Below are 19,410 nucleotides of genomic sequence, written 5' to 3' on the forward strand. Positions count from 1 at the left end.
AACCGAACTCTACCCGAAAACCCAAAGTCCACCCTCCATCAACCACATCCAGCCTGGAGAATGACGATGGTCGACTACCCTTTCCCACCTTTCCCGAAACAAAGCCAGCCGGTGCCCGGCACCCAGCGCAACATGGACCCTTACCCGGATTGCGGCGAACAGAGCTACACCGGCTCCGGACGACTGGCGAACAAGATCGCCCTGATCACCGGCGCCGACAGCGGCATCGGTCGCGCCGTCGCCATTGCCTTCGCCCGTGAAGGCGCGGACGTGGCGATTGCCTACCTGGACGAGCATGAAGACGCCCAGGAAACCGCGCGCTGGGTCGAGCAGGCCGGACGCCAATGCCTGCTGTTGCCCGGTGACCTGGCGGACAAAGGCCTGTGCCGCAAAATCGTCGATGAGACTGTCGCCCGCTTCGGGCATATCGACGTTCTGGTCAACAACGCCGCGTTCCAGATGACTCACGAAAGCCTCGAGGAGATTCCCGACGAAGAATGGGTGCGTACCTTCGATATCAATATCACGGCGATGTTCAGGATCTGCCAGGCCGCCGTGCCGCACATGAAACCGGGCGGCTCGATCATCAACACCAGCTCGGTCAACTCCGACATGCCCAAGCCGACGCTGCTGGCGTATGCCACCACCAAGGGCGCCATCGCCAACTTCACCGGCGGCCTGGCGCAACTGCTCGGGCCCAAGGGCATCCGCGTGAACAGCGTGGCGCCGGGACCGATCTGGACGCCGCTGATCGTGGCGACCATGCCCGAGGAAGAAGTGCAGAATTTCGGTTCCCAGACACCCCTTGGCCGCCCTGGCCAGCCGGTTGAGGTGGCGCCGATCTACGTGCTGTTGGCCTCGGATGAAGGCAGCTACATTTCCGGGGCCCGTTATGGGGTTACCGGGGGCAAGCCGATGTTGTGATCAAGGCGGCTGAGCCTGTTTTTTGTGGCGAGGGGATAAATCCCCTCGCCACAATGAAGTTCGCCAGCACTCGGGGTTACTCCTTGGCAATCACCGAAATCTTCCCATTGCGCTCGATGATCGCAAACTTGATCTGTTCCAGGCTCTCGATGCCCTGGCTCGAGCGCGCCGCTTCCATGATGTCCGCCTCCACCAACCGCGCATGACGCATCCGGCCGCGCAGGATTCGGCCGTCCTCGACGATGATGGTCGGGCCACCGTCGATCAGCCGCGACACCCATTGGGAGCGCAGTTTGAGCAACGAGAAGCCGACATCAATGGCAATCATTGTCACGATCACCATCAGCGCGTTGGTCATCGAGAAATCATCCCCCAACAGCGCCTGTTGAGTGGCTTCGCCGATGATCATCAACAACACGAAATCAAAAGTGGTGAGTTCTGCCAGTGAACGTCGCCCGGCGATCTTGAACAACACCATCAATGCGGCATACATCACCGCGGCTCGCAGCACCGAATCCATAGGTCACCTAAGGAAGAATGAATTGGTTGAAACTGACCACGGCACCGCCGGCGGTTGCGATGCGGCTGTGATAGGTCCCGAAGCCTTCGCCGAGCAATGACAGATGCAGGCTGGCCTGCCCCTGTTTATCCGCTTGGACCCAAAGCGTCATGCCCTGCCCCGCGCCCGCCGAGCGCAGCGGTGGAGGTTGCAACGCTTGCACCTCGAACCCTTCCAGCCAGTCGCCACCCAACTCGACTTCCAGCACGGCGTTGGGTTGGCCCTTCAGACGTATGACCACGGCGTTGCTGGAGCCGTTGCGGTGGAAAGCCTCATATTCGACGCTCAGGCTACCGTCGCTGCTGTGCAGCTCCCGGCTGCTCAACGGGCCACGGGAAAACAGCCCCAGCAAGGTCAGGATCACCAGCAGCACCAGCACGTACCAGCCGACTCGCTCGAAAACGCCAGACCTTGTGTTGGAACGCCATGTCCTCGCGTACCGGAAACTGGCGGCTACGGTGGTCGTCCTGCTCGTATGGATCGCTCATGGTCCGTCCCCTATCGCCGCTCGCCGACCAAGGCACGCTGGTGAAAGCTGGGCAATTGCTGCAACGCGTATTCGGCGGCCCACAATTGCACCTGGCCACGACTGCCGAAGAACCGGACGCAGCGACTGAACAAGGCTCGCTGGCCGTTGACATCGAACGCCCAGGCAAAGCAGACGGTACCGGCGGGTATTCCGTCCTTGTCGTCTGGCCCGAGCAGGCCGGTGGTCGCCACCGCCACGTTGGCATCGGCATCGTGCAAGGCGCCGAGGGCCATTTCCTCAGCGACTTCTCGGCTGGTGAGATTGAAAGTCTCGATGGTGCGTGGACTGACGCCGAGCAAGCGCTGCTTGGCTTCCGGGGAATACACCACATAGCCACTTTCGATCAGTGAACCGCTGCCGGGCACCTCGGCCAGCAACGTGACGATCTGCCCGGCCGTGCAGGATTCGGCCGTGGTCAGGCGCAGGTCATGATCACGTAAATAATCAACCAGGGTTTGGGCAACAGTCATGGCAGGCGGTCCTTCAGGGATGCTGATGGGTTGACCCCTGCCATTGTGTTTCATTCCCTTTATCGCGCCTCAGTGTTGGGCCAGCCAACAAAGGGGCGGCAAATAAATGAAACCCCTGTCTCTTGCTGTACCTCAAATCTACATGGGCCTCATGCGGGGCCGTCCTGATCAGGAGGTCGTCATGTCTGCACCTTTCGTCAAACTGTTCACGCACCCCGAATTTGCCTGGGCCGACATCCGCGAGCAGGAACAGGCGCATCCGCTTCATTATCTGGTTCACTTGCTGTTGCTCGCATTGATTCCGGTGGTGTGCCTGTTCATCGGCACCACTTGGACCGGCTGGAGCCTGGCTGAAAACGAAACGGTACGGCTCAGCCGCGCCAGCGCGCTGCAATTGTGCGTGCTGCTGTACCTGACCATCGTAGTTGGCGTCACATTGATGGGACTGTTCATTCGCTGGATGTCCCGAACCTTCGAGGTGCGCCCAACGGTCAACCAATGCATCGGTTTCGCCGCCTACACCGCCACGCCGTACTTCCTGGCCGGGATCTTCGGGCTTTATCCGAGTCGCTGGTTGGCGGTCACGGCCTTGTTGCTGGCATCGGCCTACTCGACATTCCTGCTGTTTGTCGGCCTGCCCAAGTTCATGGGCCTCAAGAAAGAACAGGGCCTGCTGTACTCGGCGAGTGTCTGGGGCGTTGGCTTGCTGGTGCTGGTAACGATTCTGGTGGAAATGATCTTGCTATGGTTCAACTACCTGCAGCCGGAATATCTGCGTGTTCCGGTGGGCTGAGCGTGCGGCATCATTTGTGGGAGCGGGCTTGCTCGCGAAGGCGGCATTACAGTCGACAATGATGTTGAATGTGCTGGCCTCTTCGCGAGCAAGCCCGCTCCCACAGAAGAAACGCGTTCACCCACGATCAGGTCGGCTGCGCATCCCTAAGTAGCCGTCACCGCAGCAACGGATAGATGCACCACCACACAAACACCTTACGCCTTCCTCATGCCGATACGCCGACGCATCTCAGCCGTAATACTCTGCCGAGTCTTCTTCAGCCCAGCCCAAGGCTCATGACCCACCTGCGCCAAACGCTCATGAACATTGTGCACATTCCACAGATTCGCCCCCTTGAGCTCAGCCATCTCCTCACGAAAGATCGGCACTGAAACCGGCAACCCTTCCCGAGTCCGGGCGGCGTAGGGGCAGATGGTAGTGGCGCCCAACCCATTACGCAGGTAATCGATGAAGATCCGCCCTACCCGGTTCTTCGGCCCGGACACCGCCGAAAAACGGTCCGGCAGCAGCTTGGCCATATGACTGACAATCGCATGACTAAAGCCCTTGACCTCATCCCAGCCCAGTTTGCGTGTCAACGGCACCACCACATGAATGCCCTTGCCGCCGCTGGTCTTGAGGAACGCCTTGAGCCCCAGTTCATCGAGCACCGATAACGTGAGCTGCGTCGCCTCGACCATGCTTTTCCAGGGCAATGCCGGGTCCGGGTCAAGGTCGAGGACGAAGCGGTCGGGCTTGTCCAGGTCGACGGAGGTGGCATTCCAGGTGTGCAGTTCCACCGTGCTCATCTGCACCGCGCCAATCAGCGCCTCGGCGTTGTTGATGATCATCACCGGCTGCCCGGTCAGTTCCTTGTCCAGGCTGACGATGCCGGGAATCGCCAGGCGCTCGGAGTTCTTCTGGAAAAACAGCTCACCGGCGATGCCTTCCGGCGCCCGGACCAGGGCAACCGGGCGATCCTTCAGTTCCGGCAGGATGAATTCGGCAACGCTGGCGTAGTACTCGGCCAACTGCAGTTTGGTGGTGCCGCTGCTGGCGTCGATGACCCGCTCCGGATGGGTGATGCGGACCTTGCCGTTCATGGCCGGCGCCTTGGCTTTTGTCTGGGACTTTGCCTTGTCCTTGCTCTTGTCCGGTTTCGCGTCAGGTTCATCCTTGCTGCTGGTTTTCTTCGTCGCAGTGGTTTTTTTCACGGGTTTGGCAAGCTCCTGGGTGATGGCCTTGGCCGGCTTGTCGTTGCGCAAGCCATGGAAGACCGCATGGCGCACCGAGCCTTCCTTGGTCATTTCGGCAAAGGCCACTTCGGCCAGCAGCGTCGGTTCGAGCCAGTGCACGCCCTTGGCTTCGTAGCCGGTGGGCGGGTTCACCACGGCGGCCTTTTTCGTCTCCAGGGGCAGCAGTTGCTGGTAGATGCTCTTGAGGGTAGTTTCGTTGAAACCGGTGCCGACCTTGCCGGCGTAACGCAATTGGCCGCTGTCAGCGTCATGCAGCCCCAGCAGCAAGGCACCGAAGGCACTGCGGGCACCTTTGGGATCGCTGAAACCCACTACCACGAATTCCTGGCGATTCTTGCATTTGAGCTTGATCCAATCGTTGCTGCGCCTGGACACATAGGCGCTGCCGACGCGCTTGCCGATCAGCCCTTCCATCTGCATCTGGCAGGCACTGTTGAGCAGCGCTTCAGGGGGGTCCTCAAAGGCATCGGAAAACCGCAACAAGGGGCTTTGATTGGGTTCCAGCACGGCGGCCAATGCCACCCGGCGTTCTTGCACCGGCACTTTGCGCAAATCCATGCCGTTGAGATAAGGCATATCGAACAGGTAATAGGCAATCTTGCCACTGCTGCCGACCTCAAAGGCGTTTTGCAAGGCCTGGAAGTCCGGCACGCCCTGATCGTTGGCGACCACCATTTCACCGTCGAGCCAGGCCGATTCCAACCCCAGCCCAGCCAAGGCCTCGGCCTGCTTTGGCAACTTGTGGGTCCAGTCATGGCCGTTGCGGGTCAACAGCCTGACGTCGCCGTTTTCGATCCGCGCCATGACCCGGTAACCGTCGAACTTGATCTCATAAAGCCAATCGCCGTCGGGTGCGCTGTCCACCAGCGTCGCCAGTTCCGGTTTGAGGGTTTCCGGCAGCGGCCCAGCGACCGCACCGCTGAGGGTGGTTTTCGAGGTGCGTTTCGGCGATTTCGGCTGGGCGGCTTTTTCCGGTTGCTTCACCGCTTTCGCCGCGGTGGCCTTGCCTCGACGCTTGGGCACAAGGGTGCGATCGCTGAGCACACTGTCCGGCTCGGCTTCGACCACGTCGTATTCGCTTTCGGCACGGGCGGCCTGGTCCTGATGCTTGATCAGGAACCACTGTTCCTGCTTGCCAGGCATGTGAGTGCGCACCAGGTTCCACAAGCCGCTGAGTTTTTCGCCTTGCAGCTCGAACTTGAGCCGGCCTTTTTCATAGGCCTCGTGGGGATCTCCCTGGGGAATCCAGACACCCCGGTCCCAGACGATCACGTCACCGGCACCGTAGTGGCCTTCGGGGATGCTGCCCTCGAACGTCGCGTAGTCCAACGGATGGTCTTCGACATGCACCGCCAGGCGCTTGGCTTTCGGGTCCAGGGAGGGTCCCTTGGGCACCGCCCAGCTCTTGAGCGCGCCGTCCAGCTCCAGCCGGAAGTCGTAATGCAATCGCGAGGCATCGTGCTTTTGAATGCAGAACTGCAAGGCGTGGGCGGTCTTTGGCGATCTGCGCGAACGTTTCGCCGCCGGCTCCGGGGTGGCGGCGAAATCTCGCATGCGGTTGTAGTCATCCAGGGTCTTGCTGCTCATGGACCACCTGCCACCTGTTGCAAGGCTGGGTCGGCGACCGGCATCCCGGCGGTTTCCGCGAGCAATTGATCGACCACGCGGCTCAAGGCCTGTTCGACCGAATCGCCCAGCAGCAGGCCTTGTTCGTAGAGCACGATTTGCCGATCGGCGCTGGTGCCTTCCTGCACGATCCGCCGGGCCTGCTTGAACACGTCCTGGACGCCCAGTTGGGCCGCGGTTTCACCGAAGGTCTGCTCCGCCAGGGTCAGCCATTCACCGATCAGCATCGGTTGGTCCTGCCCCTCGACGATAAACTCCGCGAGAATCCCGTGGCGCTTGGCCCGCCAGCGGTTTTCCTTGAGGATCCACTGGGACATCTGGCTGTAGTGGGCGCCGGACCGGCGCTGCGCGACGGCATGGGCCACCATCAGGCGAAACAGCGAGACCAGGCAAAGGACGTCCTCTGCCCGAGGGCAGGCATCGCAGATGCGCAGCTCCAGCGTGGGATAACGTGACGAAGGCCGTATCACCCACCAGCAATCGCTGGCTTGGCGAATGGACCCGGTGCGCATGAGCATGTCGACGTAGCCGGCGAACGCCGACTCATCTTCGAAGTACTCCGGCACGCCCATGCGCGGCCATTCATCGCAGGCCACTTGTCGATAGCTGCTGAAGCCGCTGTAGCCACCGTTCCAGAACGGCGATGACGCGCTCAGGGCCAGGAACATCGGCAACCAGGGCAGGATTTCATTCATGACCCGCACCCGATCCTGGGTGGCCGGGACTTCCACGTGTACATGCAGGCCCGAGAGCACGCTACGCCGCGCCACCCGCTGATAATCATCGAACAGTTGCTGGAAATGCAGCTCATCGGTGGGTTGCAGCACAGGGGTGGCCATTGGGTGTGAACCGGCACTGAGCAGGCCCAGGCCATAGGGCGCCAGCCGCTGGTTCAGGCCCGTACGCACCTGGCTGAGGTAGTCGGCGGCCTCGGGCAGGCTGCGAAAGATGGGCGAGGCCATCTCCACCTGGCATTGAAACATTTCATGGGCGAAATGCTTGCCCAGCTCGGCCTGGCACGCGGCGACAGCCTCCGCGGGTGGCTCACCCGGCATGCACCGGGTGTTCAGGTCGGTGATGAAATACTCCTCTTCAACGCCGAACTTCATGCGTCTGTTCATCGATAGTCCCTCCGATAACCCCGCCGAGACCTGCGCCAATGCGGGTTACAACCAACGCCACCACGGCGATCCTTTCCACGTCCTGATAACCCGGCGTGAGCAGTTCTTCACCGAACACATCCGGGTCCAATTCCTTGTAGGTCCAGCCGAAATCCGCCGAGTCACGCCATTGCCCCAGCGCTTCGAGGAACGGGTCGCGCCCGTCCACCATGGCCACGCCGGTGTAGAGCACCAGCGAGCCGCCCGGTGTAAGCCGGGGCAAGGCCTGCTCGACGATGCGCAGCGACAGCCCGGCGCCCAGTGTGCCGCCGCCATGGCGATAGGCGCGCTCGGAGGGGTCGGCCATGTACGGCGGGTTGGCGACGATCAGGTCGAACTGGCCTGGCACATCCTGCAGCACGTCGCTGCGGGCGACCTCGACGTTGGCCACCTCCGCCAGCGCAGCGTTCACGGCGCTCAGGCGCAGGGCTTGGGGGTTGATGTCCACGGCCAGCACTTGCGCTTCACGGCGGGCGCGGGCAATCACGATGGCGCCGACACCGGCGCCACAACCGATGTCCACGGCGCGCTGCACGGCCGTGAAGTTCTGTTGTAGATGAGTATGGATCAGTTGGGCGAAACGGTAGCTGTCAGGGCCGAAGAACACCGCGTCGGTGGCTTGCGTGGGGAACTGCGAATGGGCAAACAGCAAGCCATCCAGGCTCGACCAGCGCACCCGGCTACGCAACAAGCCGTCGTGTGCTTCCAGCACCTGGGCGTCTTGCAGTTGCCGCTGTTCGTCGGTGCTGATCAGCCCCGGCGCAAACGGCCGTGACCAGCCAAATACGTCCCGCAAGGTCTTGGCGCGCTCATTGCCGGGTCGCTGGTTGACCCGTTCATGGGTCAACGGCGTCGGGGTGATGAAACGATAGCCGTCGGCTTGCAGGCGTCGGCCCAGTTGCAACAGCGCAAGGTCCGGCTCGGACAGGCGTTCTTCTTCATTCATGCAGGGCTCCCTAGCGAAGTGCGGATTTGAGTTCGATGAACCGGCGCGTCGCCAGCAGCCCGGCCGGGTGGCTGTGGCAGCGGGCGCAGAGCCAGGGCATCAGGACTTGCATCTGCTCGTCCGGCGTGCGGCCTTGCAGCGCCTGTTGCAGGCTTTGCACATCGGGATCGTCCATCGGCGTGGCGGCCTCGCAAGCGGCAACCGGACTACGCCGCACGCCAGACTTCGTGCCCTCGTCCAGCCAGTCACCGGCAATCCAATCGTGCAGCAGCTGTTTTTCGTAAGGGCTGAACACCCCGAACATGGCCGCCCCTGCGCCATCGATCAATGTCCAGAAGCGGCTGTTTTGCGGGTCTTCATGGCGCTTGATCCAGCCTTTGTTCTGCATGGCCGCCAGGAACCCTTCCAACTGACCCGGCGCCGCGAGCCACTGGTTGACGGTCTTGCCTTCGAACTTGCAGTAATCGGAATGCATGTGCTGGCCGAACGGGCGTTTGCGTTCGAGCATGTCCAGCACTTCGCGATCCAGGTCGAACGAGCCGATGATGGCCCGGCTGCCCTGCCCCAGGTCATTGAGGCGATAGCCCAACGTGACCCGCTGCCAGAAGGCCTCACGGTCCGCTTCCATCGGCATCAGTTGCAGCAGTGCTTGCACGGCCTTGTGGGCGTGGCCGGTGCTGGCGTTGTCGATGGTGACGTGGAGGGTGAAATAGTATGGATCGATGTCCAGTTCGCTCAGCTCATAGGCACTGATCAACAGATGCAGGGGCAATTGTTCATAGCCCAGGTTGTAGCCGATAACCTCCGGCAAGTACTCGTCGCCAGCATAGCCCAGGGCCAGTTGCACAGCGCCTTGCAGATAAAGGTCGTCGTCGATGTCCGGGGCGTCCACCAGGTCGTATTCGGCGAGCAACTTGCGATAAAGCACCACATGGTTCTGCGCGGGATGACCGTCCCCCAGTTCTTCCAGGTAGGTGCACAGCAACCCTTCGAAACGGTGGTCGTGCCAGTGCTTGACCACGCCATACAGCCAGGCGCCGTCGACCCTTTTGGTCGGGGCTACCGCCTGGAGGAAGTACAGCGCGTGGGCTTTGCTGCGGAAGAACTCCCGCGGGCCGCCGGTTTTGCGCCGTTGCAGATAGTCAGCGTATTGCCGGGCCACGCCGGCGCTGTGTTGTTCGACCCAGGCCTGTAGCGCCGAGGGGTCAGCAGGCATCTCCTGGGGGAGCGCCTCAGCCTTCGTGAGGCATTGCTGGAGGAACGCTTGGGCGACGTCTTGCTTGTCAGCGTCGTCGGGGCCCTGGAACAGCCGTTCATAGCATTGGCGCACCTGCCCGTTATGGATAACAGGGTGCACGGTGGCCGGCTGGGATTGGAGGGGTGTCAGCGCAGTCATAAGGGCCTCTCGGGTTCTTGGCGGACGCTGAATCAGAACGTCTCTTCTGTTGCAGAGCGCCAGGAACGGCGAAAAATTCCGTTGGATTGAATGGCAGGCGGATAAACGGGAGTCTGCTGCATTGGTGGGAACCCTCGCTTCGCTCTGGGCCTCGAATGAGTGACAAGTGCACCAATACCAGCAAGTGAACACCTTGTGACGAGGGGGTTTATCTGTGGGAGCAAGGCTTGCCCGCGATAAAAACACCGCGGTCTCTCTGGAACCGAGGCGACTGCATCGCGAGCAAGCTTTGCTCCCACAGCGAGGCGGTGCGACGTTTCGCTAAATCCCCTCGCCACACAATTGTGCTTGGCGGTCATGCAAAGTGTTGCGCATCCAAGGAGCAACGATGACGTTCACAGTATGGGTAGCGGTACTCGGCGCGGTGTTGCTGACCCTGGCCCTGACCTCCTCTTATCTGCGCTGGATGCCGGTCACCACCTCAGCGATGTGCCTGGTGCTGGGCGTCGCCATCGGGCCGCTGGGGTTGGACGTACTGAAACTGGACGTCAGCGACTCGTCGGTCTGGATGGAACACCTCACGGAAGTCGCGGTTGTGTTTTCGCTGTTCGTCAGCGGCCTCAAGTTGCGCCTGCCTCTCAAGAACCGCACCTGGCGTGTGGCCTATGGGCTGGCCGGGCCGGTGATGATCCTGTGCATCGCCGGCCTGTGCCTGGCGTTGCACTATCTGTTGGGCCTGAGTTGGGGCGTGTCGATGCTGATTGGCGCGATACTGGCGCCCACCGACCCGGTGTTGGCGGCGCTGGTGCAGGTCAATGATGCGCGGGATGACGACCGGGTACGGTTCGGCCTGTCGGGTGAAGCGGGACTGAACGACGGCACGGCGTTTCCCTTTGTGATCCTGGGCCTGTTGATGCTGCGTGAAGACGGCAGCGGTTTTTTCGGTGAATGGCTGCTGCGCGACGTCCTGTGGGCCGTGCCAGCCGGGTTGTTGGTCGGTTACTGGATGGGCCGCGGAATTGGCAAGCTGACCTTGTCGATGCGCATCAGGAATGCCGACAGCACCCTGTCCCCCAACGATTACCTGGCCCTGGCGCTGATTGCCCTGGCCTACGTCGTGGCCGAGTGGATCCAGGGTTACGGTTTTCTCTCGGTGTTCGCCGCCGGACTGGGCCTGCGCCAGGCCGAGGTCAAGTCCACCGATGAAGCGGGACCGCCGGCGGAACACCTGGTGCAACCGGTGGTGGGCCACGAAACCGTCGATCCCCAAGAGGCTGTTCTGGGCGATACCGAGGCGCTGGACGATGGTCAATTGGCCGCCGGAGTCATGATGAGCGACATGCTGGCGTTCGGCAGCTTGGTGGAGCGGTCGATGGAGGTGTTCCTGGTGACCCTGCTGGGGGTCGTGCTGGCCAACCATTGGGACTGGCGGGCCTTGGTAATCGGTGCCCTGCTGTTTCTCGTGATTCGCCCGCTGAGTGTGCTGGTGGTGCCCTGGGGGCGATTGCTCGACGGACCGCAACGGCTGCTGATCGGCTGGTTTGGTATTCGCGGGATCGGCAGCCTGTTTTATCTGTTCTTCGCCTTGAACCATGACCTGCCGCCAGAGGTGGCGCAACTGTGCATCAACCTCACCCTGTCGGTGGTGGCCTTGAGCATTCTGGTTCATGGCGTCACCACACAGCCCACGTTGGCATGGTACGAGCGCCGTAAGCATCCGGATTAAGGCACTGTGGCAGGAGATGAACGCTGTTGTGGCGAGGGGATTTATCCCCGCTGGGGCGCGAAGCGGCCCATGGAGCTGACGCTTCGGTGTATCAGATGAATGAGGGGGCCGCTTCGCAGCCCAGCGGGGATAAATCCCCTCGCCACAATGATGTCCCACTTCAACGCGTGTGTCTCAACCGCCAGGATCGCTCACTTGGATAAAGACCGAATACACCCCCAGCAGCACCCAGAACGTGGCGAAGATCCAGGGTGTACGCAGCGAGAACAGCAACGACTTGCGGTAGCCCTTGTGGGTCGACTCCCGTTTGCTGAACAGCGGCGATTCGTCGTAGGCCAGGCCCATCAAGGGTTCGGCGCGCAATAACTCGCTCTGTTTGAAATGCCAATGATCAATGATTTCGTAGGCCGCCTTGATCCCCGGCCAGGCGTTGAGCGAACTCAGGAATCCCAGCAAGGCCAGGAATGGCGGCACGATCAGCGTGAACAACTTGCCCCACTCCGGGTTCAGGTTGGCCATGCATGAGGCAAAGGCGATCACCAGGAACGATTGGGCGGCCAGGTAAGCATCGGTTCGATTGGCCAGGATACTGGTTTCGTACTGGATCTCCCGGCGATAGAAATCCAATCGCTCCTTGGGCGAGCCAAACAATTTGGCATTGTGTTCTGTCAGTTCTTCGTCCGGGGTCGGCCCGGTGAGTATTCTGGGCATTGCGCAGGCGTGCCTCGGTGATGATTCGAACTCATTAGAAGAACCCGATGCGCGGCAAGTTCAAGCCAATGGACCGCAGGTGCAGTGAAGTCCGAGGAAACGCTGCCCCACCGTCAGGGTCTCTAGGATGTAAGGGCAAGAGGACGGTTATGTGGATTATCTTGGATGGGTGCAATGGCCGGCGATGGTCGTCACGGTGCTGGCGGCCTGGTTGATCGGCTCACGCCAACCCCGACGCAGGGTGGCGGGGTTCAGTTGTTTTATCGCGAGCAACATTTTGTGGGTGGTCTGGGGGCTGCATACCCACGCCTATGCATTGATCGTGTTGCAGTTCTGCTTGTGTGCGATGAATTTGCGGGGGTTCAAAAAGAACACTGAATAAGCCCATTCCTTTGCGGGCAGGCATATACCCCTGTGGCCAGGGGAGCTGCATTCAACCTGGGATCCGTATCTATTTCATCGTCTGCCCAATGATCTGCATCAGGTCAATTTGCTTGAACGGTTTGATCAATCGAGGCAGTTGCGTGGCGAACCCTTCCAAGCGTTCGGCATAACCGGTGGCCAGGATGATGGGCAGGCTCGGTTGGCGGTCGCGCAACAATTTCGCCAACTGCGCGCCGTCCATCTGCGGCATGGCCATGTCGGTGATCACCAGGTCGATGTCCTGGTTGCGCTCGTGCAGTTCCAGTGCCTGAGCCCCCGATGGCGCACAAAGGACGCGGTGCCCCAGGTCTTCGATCAGCAGTCGCGTGCTGGTCAGCACCAGGCTGTCATCGTCGACCACCAGCACTTTCAACTCATGGACCGGCAGCGCCGCCGCCTCGATTGCCGCCTTGCCAACCGCCGGATCGTCAGCCACAGGCAACCACAACTCGGCAGTGGTACCGAGGCCTTTCTGGCTCTTGAGCATCAGTCGGCCGCCCAGCTGTTCCGCCAGGCCATGCACCATGGACAGTCCCAGGCCCGTGCCCTTGCCAACGCCCTTGGTGGTGAAGAACGGGTCCACGGCCGAGGCCAGCGTGACGCCGTCCATGCCCTCGCCTTCATCGGTAATCGTCAGGCAAACGTAGCGTCCGGTAGCCATCGACTTGTCCAGCCCGGCATCAGATCCTTGCCGCTCATCGGCGGCAATGATGATCTGGCCCCCATGGGGCATGGCGTCCCGGGCATTGGTCGCCAGGTTGAGAATCGCCAGTTCCAGTTGGTTGACATCGGCCAGCACCGGCGACAGCGCCTCGGCGAAACGGGTCTGGATGTGTATCGACGGGCCCAGGGAGCTTTGCAGCAGGCCGCTGATACCCTGCACCAGGGTCGACAGCTCGACCGATTCATAGGTCAGTTTCTGCCGGCGGGCAAACGCCAGCATACGTTGGGTCAGCGAAACACCGCGCAGCGCGCCTTGGGTCGCGTTATCCAGCAGTTGGGTGAGCTTCGGATCGCCGGGCATGCGCTTACGCAAGATTTCCAGGTTGCCGAGGATGACCGTCAACAGGTTATTGAAATCATGGGCGATACCGCCGGTGAGCTGACCGATGGCTTGCAACTTCTGGGATTGGAACAGCGCCTCACGGGCCTGCTCAAGGGCCTGCTGGGCCTGGGTGGCATCGGTGATGTCGCGGGTGATCTTGGCAAACCCCAACAGTGTACCGGTATCGCTGCGGATCGCATCGATGACCACATGGGCCATGAAGCGTGTGCCGTCCTTGCGCATGCGCCAACCTTTTTTCTCGAAACGCCCTTCGCTGGCAGCGATGCTCAACGCGCGCTGCGGCTCGCCGGCATCGCGATCCTCGGGGGTGTAGAACATCGAGAAATGCCGGCCGATGGCTTCCACCGGAAGATAACCCTTGATCCGCTGCGCCCCCAGGTTCCAGTTGGTGATCTGACCTTGCGGGTCGAGCATGTAGATGGCGTAATCGGTGACGCTTTGCACCAGCAGGCGAAACTGCTGCTCGCTTTGCTTGAGGATTTCCTCGGCCATCTTGCGGTCAGTCAGGTCGCGGGTGATCTTGGCGAAGCCGAGCAAGGTGCCGGTCTGGCTGTCGATGATCGGATCGATCACCACATGAGACCAGAACAACGTGCCGTCCTTGCGCACCCGCCAGCCCTCGCCTTCGAAACGCCCCTCATGCAGGGCGGTGTCCAGCGCCCGTTGCGGCAGACCGGCGGCGCGGTCCTGATCGGTGTAGAAACGGGAGAAATGCTGGCCGAGGATCTCGGACTCATCATAACCCTTGAAACGCTTGGCACCGGAGTTCCAGCTGGTGATGATGCCCGACGGGTCGGTCATGTAGATGGCGTAGTCGACCACCGCGTCGATGAGCAGGCGAAAGCGCTGCTCCTCGTTGATGAGTGGGGTCTTGGGGGCATTCTCAAGCATCTGGCCGGGGCATCCGTATGGATTTTTTGCGGAGTATGGAACAAGTCTGGCGTCAGGAAAAATGATTGAGCGAATCAGCAAGTCTTCAGACTGCTCACAACCCAAGTCCTACTCAATTCCCCTGTGGAAGCGAGCTTGCTCGCGATAGCAGTGTTTCAGCCAGCCTTCACGTCACTGACAGACCGCTATCGCGAACAAGCTCGCTCCCACAGGTGGCGGAGTGTGCTTCCTGAGTGACAGACCACCAGCGCGGCAATAAGTGCTGCACCCTGGCCTCGCCAAACCGATCATCGATCAGCATCACCACCCCGCGATCCTGCTGGGTGCGGATGACGCGGCCAGCCGCCTGCACAACTTTTTGCAGCCCGGGGTACAGGTAGGTGTAGTCATAGCCATCGCCAAAGATCGCCGCCATGCGTTGTTTCATCTGCTCATTGACCGGGTTGAACTGCGCGAGCCCCAAGGTGGCGATGAAAGCGCCGATCAAGCGAGAGCCCGGCAAATCGATGCCCTCACCGAACGCTCCGCCCAGCACCGCAAAGCCAATACCTTGGCTGTGTTCCATGAAGCGTTCGAGAAATGCCTGCCGAGGGGCTTCGCCCATGCCGCGCGATTGCGTCCAGAGAGCAATCTGCGGGTGTCGCTCGGCCAACAGCGCGGCCACTTGCTGCAAGTAATCGAAGCTGCTGAAAAAAGCCAGGTAGTTGCCCGGACGCTCGCTGAACTGGCGGGCCATCAACGTGACAATCGGCTCCAGGGACGCCTGGCGATGGGTAAATCGCGTGGAAATGCGGCTGACAACCTGTACGTCCAACTGCTCGGCCTTGAACGGTGATTCGACATCGATCCACACCGTGTCGCCCGGCGTCCCCAGCAAGTCTGCATAGTAATGCCGAGGGCTCAGAGTCGCCGAAAACAGCACGGCGCTGCGGGCCGCCGTCAACCTGGGTCGCAGGAACGCGGCCGGTACCACGTTGCGCAGGCACAGCGTCGACAAGCTTCGCTGGCGACCGAGCTCGCGCTTGTGGATGTCGAACAGGAAGTGCTCGTCGAAGGTCTCCGCCACCCGGCCAAACTGCAAGGCGTCGAAGTAGAACGCCTGCAAGCCGCTGTCCAGGCCCTGGGGATGATCGTTGAGATAATCGCCAATGGTGGTGGTACAGGTGGCCAAAGCCTGGAGCAGCTTTTCCGGCAGTTTTCCATAGGCCTGATAGGCCGCCACCTGAGGCGTGTGCAAGGCGTTCCACTGGCGATTGACCCGCTCCAGGGATTTCTTCAGCGGTTCGGGGGCGGTTTTGCGCACGCTGCTCAGCGTGGCCTGGTCAAGGGTCGCGCTGTACATCTGCCGTCCGCGCTCCACCAGGTTATGGGCCTCGTCCACCAGGGTCGCGACGGTCCAGCCGTTGGCCTGGGCCAGACCAAAGAGCAAGGCGCTGAAGTCGAAGTAATAGTTGTAGTCGGCCACCACTACGTCGACCCAACGGGCCATTTCCTGGCTGAGGTAATACGGGCACACCTCATGGGCCAGGGCAATCTCGCGCAACGCCGCCTGATCGAGCAAGGTGACCCGGCTCGCCGCTGCCCGGGCGCCCGGCAGGCGGTCATAGAAACCCCGGGCCAGCGGGCAGGATTCACCATGGCAGGCTTTGTCCGGGTGTTCGCAGGCCTTGTCCCGGGCGATCATTTCCAGCACCCGCAACGGCATCGACGGCGCGCTGTCGGTGATCACGCGCGCCGCGTCCAGGGCCAGCTTGCGCCCTGGGGTTTTCGCCGTGAGAAAGTACACCTTGTCCAGTTGCTGCGGTGCCAGGGCCTTGAGCATCGGGAACAAGGTGCCAACGGTCTTGCCGATGCCAGTGGGCGCCTGTGCCATCAGGCAGCGGCCGGTACTGACCGCCTTGAACACCGACTCGGCCAAGTGCCGTTGCCCGGGCCTGAAACCCGCATGGGGAAAGACCAGCGCCTGCGCGCCGAGGTTGCGCGCCTGTCGATGGGCCATTTCCTGCTCGGCCCAGGCCAGGAACAACGCGCATTGCCCTTCGAAGAAGGTGTGCAACTGCGCCGCCTCAAAGCCTTGGGTGATGCAGGTTTCCTTTTCGCTGACGATATCGAAATACACCAGGGCCACGTCGATGTGCGGCAACTGCAGCTTCTGGCACATCAGCCAGCCATAGATCTTCGCCTGGGCCCAATGCAACTGGCGATGGTTGGCCGGCTGTTTGCTCAGGTCACCCCGATAGGTCTTCACTTCTTCAAGGCACTGGCGGACGGGGTCATAGCCGTCGGCTCGGCCTTTGACCGTCAATGTTTGGTAGTGACCTTCGAGGGCCACTTCAGCCTGATAACCCTCGTTTCGCCGCGAGGCAACGGTGCGATGGCCGGCGATGCCTTCCAGGGCTGTCGGCGAGGGGGTGAAGCGCAGGTCGAGGTCGCCCACCTTGGCGGTGAACTCACACAGCGCTCGTACGGCGATGCTGTAGCTGGGTGCCAGGCTCATGGGGCCCCATCGCGAGCAAGCTCGCTCCCACAAGTGATCGGTGATGGTTCGTCCCCGATCTCACTGCCACAGGTGACCGGTGATGGTTTGTCCCCGATCTCGCTCCCACAAATGATCGGTGATGGTTCGTCCCCGACCTCACTGCCACAGGTGTGCTGGGATGGTTCACCCTCTGTGGGAGCGAGCTTGCTCGCGATGGGGGACTCTGCCCATTGCACATAACAAACGGCGATGGGCATCCGGTGCTCGTGACAGAACTCCAGCCAGCGCAGTTGGTTGTCTTGCAGGCGATCGCCAGGGCCTTTGACTTCGATCATGCGGTAGGTCTTGTGCTGCGGCCAGAACTGGATCAAGTCCGGCATGCCGGCGCGGTTGGCCTTGATGTCCAGCAGTAGGCGCTGGAACCAATGCTTGAGATGCTCGGCCGGCAGGCAATCGAGAGCCTGCTCCAGCAAAGGCTCGGACAACGCGCCCCAGAACACGAACGGCGATTGCACGCCCCACTTTTCGACGTAACGGCGGTAGATGGTCTGCCGATAGCGGCCATCGTCCAACTCCGCCAGGCAGGCCACGAACAACTCGGCGCGACGAGCATGGAAATCCTCATTGAGCAGGTCGACCGGCCCGCGCTGGAACGGGTGGAAAAACGCGCCCGGCAGCGGCGCGAAGATCGCCGGCCAGCACAGCAGGCCGAACAGTGAATTGATCAGGCTGTTCTCGACGTAATGCACCGGCGCGGCTTCATCGTGCAGGTGGGCCTGGACGTGGTATTCCACTGACAAGCTAGGATCGACGCGAGACAAGTGCAGTTCCAGACGCTCCACTTCCCGGGCCATGGCCCGTGGCACCGGCGGGCCGCCCAGCTTGCGCCGCAGGCGAGGCACGATCCGAAGCAGAGCCTGGGTCTCGGCGGCGCTTTGCGGTGCCTGCGCCGCCGCCTCGCTCAGTTCAAGGGCCAGGGCGAACTCGCCGATACGTTCCAACACCCGGACCCTTCGCAACCGGGCGCCCGGGTAGGTGCAATCGCGATAGATGCACAAGGCCAAGGCAAAATCACCGATGCGCTCGCCGTGCTGGCCGATCTGAAACAACAACTTGCCCCGGCGCCGCTCCAGCCAGGGATTATCCAAGGACAACTCGTTGACCTGGGCGACGACAGCTTCCAGGGGCTCGCCGGCTTCGAAGCGTTGCTGGCAGTCGTGCAGGAACAGACAGGCATCGACGTCTTCACGACTGCGCAAGCCCCGTGACTCGGCACTGAACTCAACGGTTTCGTAGGTGAAGATCCCCAGGTCCGCCAGGACGAATTCCGACCAATCCTGGTAAAGGTTGCCGAAGAACATCAAGCGCAGCCTGTCGCACAGAGTCATGATCGTCAGGCTGTACAAACGGTCGTCGAGCTGCGGACACCAGGCCCGGAACGGCTGAAAGTGGTTTGAGTGATCATCCAGCGCCTGGAGCCATTCGGTCTTTTTCGCCTTGGGGTGTTCAATCAAGTGGCCAAGGCACAGGAGGATTTCCGCCTTGAGCAGCACTTCGAACAGTTCAACGAGCCCGATGGGCGCCTGTTCCTCAACCCAACCCAGCGCCAGCAGCGGCGTGACGGCGGCATCGATGTCACCGATTTCCGGGTAACTCAACTTGCTATGACGGAACCGCAGCCCCTTGCGCATCACCATCCGCACCAGCAAGGCTTGGGAGGCACGGGGCAGCATTGCGAAATCGTCAATGAAGCGCTGTTCTTCGCCGCTGAGCACATCGGTATAACGCTGGGTCAACCAGGCGAGCACTTGCTGGAAGTTGATCAGGTAATAAAACGGATCGTCGAGAGAACGGGTTGCCACGGGAAGAAACGCCAAGGGGTGTCGGGGTACTGGTTATGCATACAGATAACAGCTGTAAACCACTCAGGCAACCGCAAAAGATGAACGGTCTCCTATATTTAAGGTGAAATCCTTCAGCTAGCGATGAACTTTCCTACGGCAAGCGAGACCAATGGCGGTTAGCTAATGTGATGGCGCGGTCGAATCAGCTGCTCCGTGTCCTTTTGATTGAGAGGTTATGGTTATGAACATCAGGTTTCTGGGCCTGCCCCTGGTCGCCGTGGCATTTATGGCTTTGGCTGGCTGCGCGTCGCCCACGGTAGTGACCTTGCAAAACGGTACCCAGTATTTGACCAAGGACACCCCCAACACCCGCACCGCCGACGGTTTCTACGAGTTCGAGGACATTTCCGGCAGGAAAGTCCGGGTCCGCGCCGATGATGTGGCGACCATTCGCAAGGAAGACTGATTCCCTGTGATTCGCCTGGTAGGCCGCCATCGCGAGCAAGCTCGCTCCCACAAAAGACCGGTGGTGAACACAAATACTGCGTACACCCGAAGTCCCCTGTGGGAGCTTGCTCGCGATAGCGGTGGATCAGCTTGCAATGATGTTGAATGTTCAGGCCCCTTCG

Annotated in this window: 16 protein-coding genes; 5 read left to right on the forward strand and 11 right to left on the reverse strand. The window is 61.2% G+C overall.

Annotated elements, in window-relative coordinates; all coding sequences use genetic code 11:
• Positions 1 to 66 precede the first annotated feature (66 nt).
• Positions 67 to 924, forward strand: a complete 858-nt coding sequence (locus PSH84_RS19395; RefSeq protein ID WP_305467060.1) for an SDR family oxidoreductase — start codon at positions 67 to 69, stop codon at positions 922 to 924.
• A 76-nt stretch (positions 925 to 1,000) separates the two neighbouring features.
• Here the strand turns inward: PSH84_RS19395 and PSH84_RS19400 are convergent, their stop codons facing one another.
• From PSH84_RS19400 to PSH84_RS19410, 3 genes are all read right to left on the reverse strand, one after another.
• Entirely contained in the window at positions 1,001 to 1,444 is a 444-nt protein-coding gene (locus tag PSH84_RS19400; RefSeq protein ID WP_305481604.1) for a DUF421 domain-containing protein, read from the reverse strand.
• Positions 1,445 to 1,451: 7 nt separating this feature from the next.
• Positions 1,452 to 1,862, reverse strand: coding sequence for a hypothetical protein (locus PSH84_RS19405; RefSeq protein ID WP_369530546.1), 411 nt, complete (start codon positions 1,860 to 1,862; stop codon positions 1,452 to 1,454).
• Between the two features lie 119 nt (positions 1,863 to 1,981).
• On the reverse strand, positions 1,982 to 2,482 hold the full coding sequence (locus PSH84_RS19410) for a CinA family protein (protein WP_122566906.1): 501 nt from the start codon (positions 2,480 to 2,482) through the stop codon (positions 1,982 to 1,984).
• A gap of 181 nt (positions 2,483 to 2,663) precedes the next feature.
• Here PSH84_RS19410 and PSH84_RS19415 point away from each other — a divergent pair, with 181 nt between their 5' ends.
• Complete coding sequence (locus PSH84_RS19415) at positions 2,664 to 3,275, forward strand: Yip1 family protein (protein WP_122566907.1); 612 nt, start codon at positions 2,664 to 2,666, stop codon at positions 3,273 to 3,275.
• Positions 3,276 to 3,472: 197 nt separating this feature from the next.
• Here PSH84_RS19415 and ligD read toward each other — a convergent pair whose 3' ends face one another.
• The 4 genes from ligD to PSH84_RS19435 are packed head-to-tail and all read right to left on the reverse strand — an operon-like array spanning position 3,473 to position 9,641.
• Complete coding sequence (gene ligD, locus PSH84_RS19420; RefSeq protein WP_305481605.1) at positions 3,473 to 6,100, reverse strand: DNA ligase D; 2,628 nt, start codon at positions 6,098 to 6,100, stop codon at positions 3,473 to 3,475.
• The gene (locus tag PSH84_RS19425; protein ID WP_305467063.1) at positions 6,097 to 7,260 is read right to left on the reverse strand and encodes a carboxylate-amine ligase; all 1,164 of its coding nucleotides are present in this window, start codon (positions 7,258 to 7,260) and stop codon (positions 6,097 to 6,099) included. The genes ligD and PSH84_RS19425 overlap by 4 nt, the downstream gene beginning before the upstream one ends.
• Complete coding sequence (locus PSH84_RS19430) at positions 7,232 to 8,245, reverse strand: methyltransferase (RefSeq protein WP_122566910.1); 1,014 nt, start codon at positions 8,243 to 8,245, stop codon at positions 7,232 to 7,234. The genes PSH84_RS19425 and PSH84_RS19430 overlap by 29 nt, the downstream gene beginning before the upstream one ends.
• Before the next feature lie 10 nt (positions 8,246 to 8,255).
• The gene (locus tag PSH84_RS19435; RefSeq protein ID WP_305467066.1) at positions 8,256 to 9,641 is read right to left on the reverse strand and encodes an iron-containing redox enzyme family protein; all 1,386 of its coding nucleotides are present in this window, start codon (positions 9,639 to 9,641) and stop codon (positions 8,256 to 8,258) included.
• 388 nt (positions 9,642 to 10,029) lie between these two features.
• On the opposite strand from PSH84_RS19435, the gene PSH84_RS19440 reads away from it, so the two are divergent.
• Positions 10,030 to 11,367 (forward strand): cation:proton antiporter, encoded by a 1,338-nt coding sequence (locus tag PSH84_RS19440; RefSeq protein WP_305467067.1) that lies wholly within the window; start codon positions 10,030 to 10,032, stop codon positions 11,365 to 11,367.
• 174 nt (positions 11,368 to 11,541) lie between these two features.
• On the opposite strand, the gene PSH84_RS19445 is transcribed toward PSH84_RS19440, so the two are convergent.
• Positions 11,542 to 12,078, reverse strand: coding sequence for a hypothetical protein (locus PSH84_RS19445; RefSeq protein WP_122566913.1), 537 nt, complete (start codon positions 12,076 to 12,078; stop codon positions 11,542 to 11,544).
• 151 nt (positions 12,079 to 12,229) lie between these two features.
• Here PSH84_RS19445 and PSH84_RS19450 point away from each other — a divergent pair, with 151 nt between their 5' ends.
• Positions 12,230 to 12,460, forward strand: a complete 231-nt coding sequence (locus PSH84_RS19450) for a hypothetical protein (RefSeq protein ID WP_122566914.1) — start codon at positions 12,230 to 12,232, stop codon at positions 12,458 to 12,460.
• A gap of 69 nt (positions 12,461 to 12,529) precedes the next feature.
• On the opposite strand, the gene PSH84_RS19455 is transcribed toward PSH84_RS19450, so the two are convergent.
• The 3 genes from PSH84_RS19455 to PSH84_RS19465 form a co-directional block, all read right to left on the reverse strand.
• Positions 12,530 to 14,458: a hybrid sensor histidine kinase/response regulator gene (locus PSH84_RS19455; RefSeq protein WP_305467069.1), complete on the reverse strand. Its 1,929-nt coding sequence runs from the start codon at positions 14,456 to 14,458 to the stop codon at positions 12,530 to 12,532.
• 166 nt (positions 14,459 to 14,624) lie between these two features.
• Positions 14,625 to 16,955, reverse strand: a complete 2,331-nt coding sequence (locus PSH84_RS19460; protein WP_305481606.1) for an ATP-dependent DNA helicase — start codon at positions 16,953 to 16,955, stop codon at positions 14,625 to 14,627.
• Positions 16,952 to 18,799, reverse strand: coding sequence for a VRR-NUC domain-containing protein (locus PSH84_RS19465; protein ID WP_305481607.1), 1,848 nt, complete (start codon positions 18,797 to 18,799; stop codon positions 16,952 to 16,954). Before PSH84_RS19465 ends, PSH84_RS19460 begins: the two co-directional genes overlap by 4 nt.
• A 223-nt stretch (positions 18,800 to 19,022) precedes the next feature.
• On the opposite strand from PSH84_RS19465, the gene PSH84_RS19470 reads away from it, so the two are divergent.
• On the forward strand, positions 19,023 to 19,247 hold the full coding sequence (locus PSH84_RS19470; RefSeq protein WP_053119970.1) for a YgdI/YgdR family lipoprotein: 225 nt from the start codon (positions 19,023 to 19,025) through the stop codon (positions 19,245 to 19,247).
• The last annotated feature ends 163 nt before the right edge of the window (positions 19,248 to 19,410 follow it).

It is taken from the genome of Pseudomonas beijingensis, from assembly GCF_030687295.1.
Taxonomy (GTDB): Bacteria; Pseudomonadota; Gammaproteobacteria; order Pseudomonadales; family Pseudomonadaceae; genus Aquipseudomonas; species Aquipseudomonas beijingensis.